The sequence below is a fragment of the Rathayibacter festucae DSM 15932 genome (genome assembly GCF_004011135.1).
Classification (GTDB): Bacteria; Actinomycetota; Actinomycetes; order Actinomycetales; family Microbacteriaceae; genus Rathayibacter; species Rathayibacter festucae.
In genome coordinates this window covers 3,407,895-3,417,381 of the sequence record NZ_CP028137.1, presented here as the reverse complement: position 1 = coordinate 3,417,381, position 9,487 = coordinate 3,407,895, and the positions used below count along the sequence as shown (strand labels likewise).

The window sequence follows — 9,487 nt, the reverse complement described above, 5'->3', positions numbered from 1 at the left end:
GCGGTCAGAGGATCTGGTCGTCCGGCGGGAACTCGGTCTCGTACGGGTCGGTGGAGAGCAGCTCGTGCACGCCGGTCAGCACCTCGTCGGGGCGGAACGGGTAGCGGTCCATCTCGGCGCGGTCGCTGATGCCGGTGAGGACGAGGACGGTGTGCAGGCCGGCCTCGATGCCGGCGACGATGTCGGTGTCCATCCGGTCGCCGATCATGCCGGTGTTCTCGCTGTGCGCGCCGATCTTGTTCATCGCCGAGCGGAACATCATCGGGTTCGGCTTGCCGACCACGTACGGGTCCTTGCCGGTGGCCTTCGTGATCAGGGCGGCGATCGCGCCCGTCGCGGGCATGACGCCCTCGGCGCTCGGGCCGGTCGCGTCGGGGTTGGTCACGATGAAGCGGGCGCCGCCGACGATCAGGCGGATCGCCTTCGTGATCGCCTCGAAGCTGTAGTTGCGAGTCTCGCCGACGACGACGTAGTCCGGCGCGGTCTCGGTCATGATGAAGCCCGCCTCGTGCAGGGCCGTGGTGATGCCGGCCTCGCCAATCACGAAGGCGCTGCCGCCCGGCATCTGCGAGGCGCAGAAGTCGGCGGTCGCGAGGGCGCTCGTCCAGATCCGCTCCTCGGGCACGTGCAGCCCCGACGCCCGCAGCCGGGCCGCGAGATCGCGCGGGGTGAAGATCGAGTTGTTCGTGAGCACCAGGAACGGGGTGCCCGCGTCCGTCCACTCCTGGATGAGCTCGGGCGCGCCGGGGAGCGCCTGGTTCTCGTGCACCAGCACGCCGTCCATGTCCGTGAGCCAGGCCTCGACCTCGCTGCGCTTCGTCGCCATGGGGTCGATGCTATCGGCGCAGCCCGGACGGGGGAGTCGACGGGCTGCCCCGGAGCGGCACAGCAGGAGCGGGTTACCCTGAGGACATGAATGGCGAGAACCTGCTGGGCCCCGAACCGACCCTCCTCCCGGACGAGCCCGCGATCACCGCGGCCCTCGCCAAGCACGCGAACCCGGGAGCCGTCGAGTTCGCCGCGCTCGCGGCCGCCCACCCGCGCTCGCCGCTGGCCTGGGCCCTCCTCGCGGACAGCGTCTGGGGGATCGACGCCGCGCTGCCGTCCTACGCCTACGCGCGCGTCGGCTACCACCGCGGCCTCGACCTGCTCCGCACCGCCGGCTGGCGCGGCCAGGGCCCCATCCCGTGGCGCCACGGCCCCAACCGCGGCTTCCTCCTCGCGCTCTACGCACTCCGCCGCGCCGCCGAGTCGATCGGCGAGACCGACGAGGTCGCCCGCCTCACCGGCTTCCTCGAGCAGGCCGACCCCGCCGCCATTCCGGAGATCGAGCGCTACCACGAGGACGCGCTGCCTCCCACGGCGGCCATCGTCATCCTCGGCGCCGACTGATCGCCGCCCGGCCGCGGTGCTCGCGGCGTTGTCGTCGGTCGCCGTAGCTCCGCTGCGCCTCCCTCCTCCGCCTTGCGATCACCGCGACCGGACGACGATCAGGCTGATGCGGTGCAGGGCCGTCACCCCCCGCCGCATGCTGGTCGAGTAGCCCCGGAGGGGCGTATCGAGACCCGCCGTCGTTCGGTGGGTGGATCTCGATACGCCCTCTGCGAGGGCTACTCGATCAGCATGGAAGGGACCCGCTGCGCGGGCCGCTCGATTCGCATGCGCGCGAGAATGTGCCGCCGCATGCTGGTCGAGTAGCCCCGGAGGGGCGTATCGAGACCCGCCGTCGTTCGGTGGGTGGATCTCGATAGGCCCTCGACGAGGGCTACTCGATCAGCATGAAAGGGATCCGCTTCGCGGGCTGCTCGATCAGCAGGCAAGGGACCCGCTGCGCGGGCCGCTCGATCAGCATGGAGGCGCTCGCTCTGCGGGCTGATCGACCCAATGGGAGGGCGCCCGCTCTGCGGGCTCCTCGGGAGGGGTGCTCGGTCAGCGAGGCGAGCCGGCGCCCGCAGGGGCGGCGCGGCGGCGGAGGAGCAGGACCGTCGCGAGGGTCAGCAGGGCGCCGAGGGCGGCCGCGCCGGCGGTGACCAGGAAGCCGGACTGGGGGCCGAGGGCCTCGACGGCCAGGCCGCTGAGGGTGGAGCCGGCGGTGGCGCCGAGGGCGATGCCGGTCGGCGGCCAGGCGAGCGCCTCGGTGAGGCGGCGGCGCGGGGCGATCGACTCGACGAGGCTCGAGCCGGTGATCAGCAGCGGCGACGTCGCGAGGCCGGCGACGAACGCCAGCGCGATCAGCACGGGCAGGGAGCCGGCGAGCACGAGCACCGGCACGACCACTCCGAAGACGGCGCCCGCCACCAGGAACCTCGAGCGCGGGCCGCCGGGCAGGCGCGCGGCACCCACGACCACCCCGGTGAGCACGCTGCCGATGCTGTACGCGGAGAGCAGCAGCCCCGAGGCGGCGCCCGCGCCGGACGCCTCCGCGGTCGCGATCGCCGCGACGTTGAACGAGCCGAAGACCCCGCCGATGGTCGCGAAGACCGCGACGATGCCGACGAGGCCGAGCGGCAGCCGCTCCCGCGCGGGCGACGCGGCCGAGCGCACTGGAGCGAGCGCCGGCTGCGTCCCCGTCTGCACGAGCAGTGCGACGCCGCCGGCCACGCCGATCCCGAGGCCGACCAGGACGCCGGCCGCCGGGTGCACGAGCGAGGCCAGCAGGGTGACGATCGGCGGCGCGACCACGAAGGCCGCCTCGTCCGCCACCGACTCGACCGAGTACGCAGTGTGCCGCAGCCCCGGGTCCGACGTCGCGGCGCTCCAGCGCGAGCGGACGGCCGAGCCGACGTCGAGGACGGCCGCACCGGCGAGGATCCCGAGCGCGAACCAGGTCCAGACGGGAGCGCCCAGCAGCACGGCGGCGACGAGCCCGAGCGAGGCGGCGACGAGGACCGGGAGCGACAGGGCGAGCGCGCGGCGCTGCCCCCAGCGGTCCATCACCCGCGACCAGAGCGGCCCGGTCACGGCGAGGGCGAGGGTCAGCGCGCCCGAGACCGCGCCGCCGAGCGCGTAGCTGCCGGACTGCGCCGACACCAGGACGAGCACCCCGATCGCGAGGCTGCCCTTGGGGAAGCGGCCGAGCCAGCCGGCCGAGGAGAAGGCGAGCGACCCCGGGAGGGCGAACGCCTGCGCGTACCTCCCGGTCGCACGGCTCAGAGCGGAGGTCGAGGTGGTCGTGGGGTCTGGCATGGTCGGATCCGATTCCGGTCGTTCCGACGGCGGAGACTGCTCCACTGGCTGGACGGACGACAGGACGAGCCTACGCGGGCGGCACCTCTGCGGGCATGATGGACGCGTGGACACCGCCGCGCTCGAGTCCTTCCTCGCCGACCTGCCGGGCGCAGGCGCGAGCTTCCCCTTCGGTCCGGAGACGCGGGTGTGGAAGGTCGAGGGCAAGGTCTTCGCGCTCGAGATGGAGCGGTTCGGCCGGCCCGTCGTCAGCGTGAAGGCGCTGCCCGAGAACGTCGTGCACCTCGTCGCGGGCGTCGACGGCATCGAGCCCGGCTACCACCTCAACAAGAAGCACTGGGTGACGGTCGACGCGGGCGGCCGGGTCGAGGAGGGCCTCGTCCAGGAGCTGCTCGCGGAGTCGCACGCGATCATCGTCGCGAAGCTGCCGCGCCGCCTCCGCCTCGCCCTCGACGGCACCGCCACCGGCTCCTTCAGCGAGGACGCCTGACCCGAGCCCGGCCCTCCCCGCGAGATGCCACTTGTGACGGACTTTCGCGGCGTGTCGCGCTCACAAGTGGCATCTCGCGGGGGAGGACCGGCCGGGTGGGTCAGAGGCCGTAGGAGCGGAGGTACGCCGCGGTGTCGTGCCAGCCCTCGACGGCGAAGGTCTCGACGCCCATCGCCTTGACGGGGTAGTCGTTGCCGTCGGGGTCGAGGCGGTCGCCGACGAAGATCATCTCGTCGAGGGGGATGCCGGTGAGCTCGGTGAGCTTGTTCATCCCGTAGGCCTTGTCGATGCCCTTGCGGGTGATGTCGACCGAGGTGGAACCGCCGGAGCGGACCTCGAGGTCGGGCAGCACGGCCTGGACGGCCTCGCGGAGGGTGTTCTTCTTCTCGCCGGTCGGGTCCCAGGCCTGCTTCACCGGCACGGGGGCGGCCTGGCCGAGCGCGGAGAAGGTGATCTGCGAGTCGCGGTCCTCGAGGATCGGGCCCCAGGTCTCGGACTCCCAGTAGCCGAGCTCCTTGGCCTTCTCCTCGACGGCGGCGAGCGCGCGGGACTTCTCGTCGTCGGTGAGGTTCTCGGCGTAGATCTGCGCCCAGTCGCCGTTCTCGTAGCGGTAGTACTGCGTGCCGCAGGTGGGCATCAGGTGCAGCTTCGCCAGCACGGCGGGGTCGGCGCCCTCGAGGCGGTCGAGCACCTGCATCCGGAACTGGCCGATCTGGCCACCGGAGATGATGCACACCTCGGTCGCCTGCAGCAGCTTGACGAAGAGGTCGGCCATCACCGGGTCCACGGGGGACTTCGAGGCGGCGAGGGTGTCGTCGAGGTCGAAGGCCATCAGGCGGGGCAGGGTGCTCATGGAACTCGTTTCACGGTCTGCGGACAGGGCGGTGGGGACGGGGTGGCGCGGCGCGCGCGGTATCGAGGATACGGGTCGGTGCAGCCGGAGCGCGGAACCGCGGGCGCAGACTGGGGCGATGAGCCTCTCGCGCACGATCGCCCGCGTCCTCCTGGGCCTCGTGCTCGTGTTCGCGGGGACAGGGCACCTGACCTTCGCGCGGCGGTCCTTCCAGGCGCAGGTGCCGCCGTGGCTGCCTTTCGATGCGGACTTCGTCGTCCTGGCATCCGGTGTCGTCGAGATCGCGCTCGGGCTCGCGCTCCTGCTGGTGCGGCGCCGGCGGGTGCTCGTGGGGATCGTGGTCGCCGCGTTCTTCGTCGCGGTGTTCCCCGGCAACGTCTCGCAGCTCGTCACCCGGACCCCGGCCTTCGGCCTCGAGACCGACGCGGCCCGGGCGATCCGGCTGGTCTTCCAGCCGCTGCTCGTGCTCTGGGCGCTGTGGTCCACGGGCGTGCTCGCCGCCTGGAACGCGAGACGGCGCCGCCCTCGGGAGTGAGGTCGGCGCCGTCCGGTCGTGCGGGTGATGCTGGCGGCTACTCCGAGTGCGAGGCGGAGCGGCGGCGGCGCAGCACCGTCAGCGCGATGCCGGCGAGCAGCAGCAGGGCCGCGCCTCCCGCGTAGGAGGCCGCGTCGACGCCGGTGTTCGCGAGCGGTCCGGAGTGCGATCCCCCGGCGACGGGGACGGGCGTGGCGGAGGGCAGCGGCACCGGGGTGGCCGTCGGCTGCTCGGTCGGCTCGGGGGTTCCGGGCGCGGGCGTGCCGGGCGCGGGCGTGCCGGGCGCGGGCGTTCCGGGCTCGCCGGGCGTGCCGGGCTCGGCCGGGACCTCGGCCGCGACCGACGTCAGCGACCAGTTCTCGTCGAAGAAGTCGGCCTGGTCGATCACGCCGCGCGCGCTCGCCCAGTCGATCAGCAGCTGCCGGATCTCGAGCCGCTCGTCGTAGACGAGGGGAGCCGCGGCGACGGCCGGGTAGGCCCCGCCCCCGCTCTGCCGGTAGTTGTTGACGGCCATCACGAAGCGGTCGTCGTCGGCGACGGGGGTGCCGTCGAGCTGCGTCAGGTCGCGGATCCGCGAGCCGGCGGGCTGCGAGATGTCGATGACGTAGTCGAGCCCGGAGAGTGCGTCGTAGTTGTAGTCCGGGATGCCCGTGGGGCGGTCCGCGGTGATCGCGTTCGTGCCGGTGGCCGGGTCGAACGGAGCGCCCGGGGCGACCTGGTTGAAGTAGCGCGCCGAGTACTCGAGGTAGTCGCGCACCTCCGCGCCCGTCATCTCGACGCCCCGGAGGGTGTTCTCGTAGATGTAGAGACCGGCGATGTCGCGGATCGTGACCTGCCCCTTCGGGAAGACCGCGGTGCGCGAGAACGGCGACGCCTGCGAGATCACCGGGACGTCGGCCCACTCCGTGCCCTCGAGCGCGGCGTCGACCGTCTCGGCCTGCACGTTGTTGATGAAGTCGATGATCGGGGTGTCCTCGTAGCGCGAGGTCTCGGCCGAGAGCTCCTCGAGCGACTCCGCCACGGGGGTGTTCACGTACTCGATGGTCGTCGCGTGCGGCTCGGCGAGGGCGTCGACCACGGCGGTCGACTCCTCGGCGATGTCGCGCGCGTAGACCGGGGTGACGACGGGCGCGCTGCCCTCGGTCCAGTCGACCTGCAGGTCGCCCGCGGCGTCCTTCACCAGGTTCAGGGTCACCTCGGTGAGCCCCTGCGCCCAGAAGTAGGGCTGGGTGACGAGGACCTGCTCGCCGGCGACGTTCGTGTAGAGCGTCCCGGGGACGTCCTGGTGGCTGTGGCCGGCGACGACCACGTCGATGCCGGGGACCTGCGTCGCGATGTTGTTGACGACGTCCTCGTTGAGGTCGGCCGGGTCGTACTCGGCGTCCGGGACGGTGCCCTGGCCGGTGTGCGCGAGGACGACGACCACGTCGGCCTCGGCCTGGACCTGCGGGACCCACTCCTTCGCGGTCTCGACCATGTCGCGGAACTCGAGCACGCCGTCGACGTACTGCTTGTCCCAGACGCGGACGCCCGGGGTGACCAGGCCGAGCACGCCGACCCGCACGGTCTCGCCGTCGATCTCGCGCTCGATCACCGTGTACGGCTTCTGGTAGGGCTCGCCGGTGGCGACGTCGATCACGTTCGCGCCGAGCAGCGGGGCGTTCAGATCGCCCTCGTAGGCGCTGAGCATGTCGAGGCCGTAGTTGAACTCGTGGTTGCCGACGACCTGCGCGTCGTAGCCGATGGTGTTGAACGCGGTGGCCATCGGGTGCGTCGTCTCGCCCGAGAGGACGCCCGCGGCGCCGTCGCCGAGGCCGTAGTAGTAGGTGAGGGGCGTGCCCTGGATCGCGTCGCCGTTGTCGAAGACGAGGACGGAGTCGTCGCCCTTCTCGGCACGGAGGCGGTCGACCTCGGTCGCGACGCGGGTGAGGCCCAGCGTGTCCTCGCCCTCGTAGGGCGCGTTCGCGAAGTAGTCCCAGTTGTAGACGTGCCCGTGCGTGTCGGTCGTCGACACCAGGGTGAGCTCGACGCCGTCGTCGAGGGGGGCCGCGCTCGCGAGGGGAGCGGCGGTGGCCGCCCCGAGCGCGACGACGGCGAGGAGGCTTGCGGCGCGGAGTGTGCGCATCGGTTTCCTGTTCGCGTGATCGGTGGAGTGTGAACGAGTTCGAATCTATGCGCCACGTGTGAACGCGCCGTTACGGGTTCGAGAGCATCGCTCGGCTATCGGTCGGCGTCGGCATCCGGGCCCGTGCGCACGAGCCGCAGAAGGGGCCCCTCCGCTAGAATCGATCGGCTGGTCGCGCTGCTGCGCCAACGGATGCCCCGCCGGCCGCCGAGGCTCGCCCTCGAGATCGAGTGCACGCCCCACGACTCCGCTCCCACCCGCGAAGGACACGCCATGCCAGCAATCGTCATCACCGGCGCCCAGTGGGGCGACGAGGGCAAGGGACGCGCGACCGACCTGCTCGGCAGCCGCGTCGACTACGTCGTCAAGTTCAACGGCGGCAACAACGCCGGCCACACGGTCGTCGTCGGCGACGAGAAGTACGCGCTGCACCTGCTGCCCTCGGGCATCCTGACGCCGGGCGTCGTCCCCGTCATCGCGAACGGCGTCGTCGTCGACATCGAGGTGCTCTTCCACGAGCTCGAGGCGCTGAGCGCCCGCGGCGTCGACGTGTCGAAGCTGCTCGTCAGCGCCAACGCGCACGTGATCACCAGCTACCACCGCACCCTGGACAAGGTGACGGAGCGCTTCCTCGGCAAGCGCCAGATCGGCACCACCGGACGCGGCATCGGCCCGGCCTACGCCGACAAGATCAACCGCGTCGGCATCCGGATCCAGGACCTCTTCGACGAGAACATCCTCCGGCAGAAGGTCGAGGGCGCCCTCGACCAGAAGAACCACCTGCTGGTGAAGGTCTACAACCGCCGCGCGATCCTGGTCGAGCAGGTCATGGAGGACCTGCTGCAGTACACGGAGCGCCTGCGCCCGATGGTCGCGGACACCTCGCTGGTCCTCGCCCGGGCCCTCGACGCCGGCAAGACCGTGCTCTTCGAGGCCGGCCAGGCCACGATGCTCGACGTCGACCACGGCACCTACCCGTTCGTCACCTCCTCCAACGCGACCTCGGGCGGCGCGGCCACCGGCTCCGGAGTGGCGCCCAACCGCATCGAGCGCGTCATCGCGGTCATCAAGGCGTACACGACCCGCGTCGGCGCCGGCCCGTTCCCGACCGAGCTGTTCGACGAGTGGGGCGAGTACCTGCGCAAGCAGGGCTTCGAGTTCGGCACGACCACCGGTCGCCCGCGCCGCTGCGGCTGGTACGACGCCCCGATCGCCCGCTACTCCGCGCGGATCAACGGCGTCACCGACTTCGTGCTCACCAAGCTCGACGTGCTCTCCGGCCTGGAGACCATCCCGGTCTGCGTCGCCTACGAGGTCGACGGCGTGCGCCACGACGAGGTCCCCGTCTCGCAGAGCGACTTCCACCACGCGAAGCCGATCTACGAGGAGTTCCCCGGCTGGCAGGAGGACATCACCGGCTGCCGCGAGTTCGCCGACCTGCCGCAGGCCGCGCAGGACTACGTCCGCGCCCTCGAGGCGATGAGCGGCGCCCGCTTCTCCGCGATCGGCGTCGGACCGGAGCGCGAGCAGGTCGTCGTCCTGCACGACCTCCTCGACTGAGGCGCGACGGGGTCGACCCGCTTCGAGGCCCGTCCGCGTCGGCACCGACGCGCGGGACGACCGCGGGCGGGGGATGATCGGCTGGTGCAGATCTACGCCGACCTCCCCGCCGTCCGCGCCCGCCAGATCGCGGCCGACGCCCTCGCGCTCGCCGTCGCAGTGATCGCGATCGCGGCCGGGATCGCCGTGGGCTCGCTGATCGCGGGCCTCGCCGAGATCGGCCGCCGCCTCGAGAGCGCGGGCAGCGGCTTCGGCTCGACCATGAGCGACGCCGGCTCGACGCTCGGCGGCATCCCGCTGCTCGGCGACGCCGTGCGCGCGCCGTTCGACGAGGCCAGCGGCGCCGGAGCGGTGCTCGCCGCGGCCGGCCGCGACCAGCAGCAGCTCGCGAGCGCGCTGGCGATCGTGGCCGGCCTCGCGATCGGCGGGCTGCCGCTGCTCCTGCTCGCGGTGGTCTGGCTCCGCCCGCGCCTGCGCTTCGCCCGCCGCACCGCCGAGCTGCGCGCGCTCGGGGCGACCCCCGGCGGCGCCGAGCTGCTGGCCCTCCGCGCCCTCACCGAGGCGACCCCGCGCGAGATCCTCTCCGCCCACCCGCAGGCCGTCCCCGCCTGGCGCGCCGGCGACCCGTCCGCCACCGCCGCCCTCTCCGCCCTCACCCTCCGCCGAGCCGGCCTCCGCCCCTGACCTCGCCCCCTGACGCGCGTGCTGATCCCCGCCGCGAGATGCCACTTATGAGCA

General features: G+C 72.5%; 9 protein-coding genes. 5 read left to right on the top strand and 4 right to left on the bottom strand.

Features of this window, described 5'->3' with window-relative positions; genetic code table 11:
- Positions 1-4: 4 nt before the first annotated feature.
- Positions 5-826: an HAD-IIA family hydrolase gene (locus tag C1I64_RS15595; RefSeq protein WP_123447131.1), complete on the bottom strand. Its 822-nt coding sequence runs from the start codon at positions 824-826 to the stop codon at positions 5-7.
- 86 nt (positions 827-912) lie between these two features.
- Between C1I64_RS15595 and C1I64_RS15590 the strand changes: the two genes are divergently transcribed.
- Positions 913-1,392, top strand: a complete 480-nt coding sequence (locus C1I64_RS15590; protein ID WP_123706013.1) for a DUF3151 domain-containing protein — start codon at positions 913-915, stop codon at positions 1,390-1,392.
- A 537-nt stretch (positions 1,393-1,929) separates the two neighbouring features.
- Here C1I64_RS15590 and C1I64_RS15585 read toward each other — a convergent pair.
- Positions 1,930-3,186, bottom strand: coding sequence for an MFS transporter (locus C1I64_RS15585; RefSeq protein WP_127887835.1), 1,257 nt, complete (start codon positions 3,184-3,186; stop codon positions 1,930-1,932).
- Between the two features lie 106 nt (positions 3,187-3,292).
- On the opposite strand from C1I64_RS15585, the gene C1I64_RS15580 reads away from it, so the two are divergent.
- Positions 3,293-3,676, top strand: coding sequence for an MmcQ/YjbR family DNA-binding protein (locus C1I64_RS15580; RefSeq protein WP_208645146.1), 384 nt, complete (start codon positions 3,293-3,295; stop codon positions 3,674-3,676).
- A gap of 100 nt (positions 3,677-3,776) precedes the next feature.
- Here C1I64_RS15580 and C1I64_RS15575 read toward each other — a convergent pair whose 3' ends face one another.
- Entirely contained in the window at positions 3,777-4,529 is a 753-nt protein-coding gene (locus tag C1I64_RS15575; RefSeq protein WP_123447127.1) for an HAD-IIB family hydrolase, read from the bottom strand.
- A gap of 118 nt (positions 4,530-4,647) precedes the next feature.
- Between C1I64_RS15575 and C1I64_RS15570 the strand changes: the two genes are divergently transcribed.
- Complete coding sequence (locus C1I64_RS15570) at positions 4,648-5,064, top strand: DoxX family protein (protein ID WP_123447126.1); 417 nt, start codon at positions 4,648-4,650, stop codon at positions 5,062-5,064.
- Positions 5,065-5,101: 37 nt separating this feature from the next.
- On the opposite strand, the gene C1I64_RS15565 is transcribed toward C1I64_RS15570, so the two are convergent.
- Complete coding sequence (locus tag C1I64_RS15565) at positions 5,102-7,189, bottom strand: bifunctional metallophosphatase/5'-nucleotidase (protein ID WP_127887833.1); 2,088 nt, start codon at positions 7,187-7,189, stop codon at positions 5,102-5,104.
- A gap of 273 nt (positions 7,190-7,462) precedes the next feature.
- Between C1I64_RS15565 and C1I64_RS15560 the strand changes: the two genes are divergently transcribed.
- Entirely contained in the window at positions 7,463-8,749 is a 1,287-nt protein-coding gene (locus tag C1I64_RS15560) for an adenylosuccinate synthase (protein WP_123447124.1), read from the top strand.
- Between the two features lie 84 nt (positions 8,750-8,833).
- A complete protein-coding gene (locus tag C1I64_RS15555; protein ID WP_127887832.1) occupies positions 8,834-9,433 on the top strand; it encodes a hypothetical protein in 600 nt (199 codons plus the stop codon).
- Positions 9,434-9,487 lie beyond the last annotated feature (54 nt).

What these genes read in the sequence shown, in the direction of transcription:
- C1I64_RS15590 (WP_123706013.1), top strand. Translation starts at nt 913, where the DNA reads ATGAATGGCGAGAACCTGCTGGGCCCCGAACCGACCCTCCTCCCGGAC.
- C1I64_RS15560 (WP_123447124.1), top strand. Translation starts at nt 7,463, where the DNA reads ATGCCAGCAATCGTCATCACCGGCGCCCAGTGGGGCGACGAGGGCAAG.
- C1I64_RS15575 (WP_123447127.1), bottom strand. Translation starts at nt 4,529, where the DNA reads ATGAGCACCCTGCCCCGCCTGATGGCCTTCGACCTCGACGACACCCTC.
- C1I64_RS15565 (WP_127887833.1), bottom strand. Translation starts at nt 7,189, where the DNA reads ATGCGCACACTCCGCGCCGCAAGCCTCCTCGCCGTCGTCGCGCTCGGG.
- C1I64_RS15570 (WP_123447126.1), top strand. Translation starts at nt 4,648, where the DNA reads ATGAGCCTCTCGCGCACGATCGCCCGCGTCCTCCTGGGCCTCGTGCTC.
- C1I64_RS15595 (WP_123447131.1), bottom strand. Translation starts at nt 826, where the DNA reads ATGGCGACGAAGCGCAGCGAGGTCGAGGCCTGGCTCACGGACATGGAC.
- C1I64_RS15585 (WP_127887835.1), bottom strand. Translation starts at nt 3,186, where the DNA reads ATGCCAGACCCCACGACCACCTCGACCTCCGCTCTGAGCCGTGCGACC.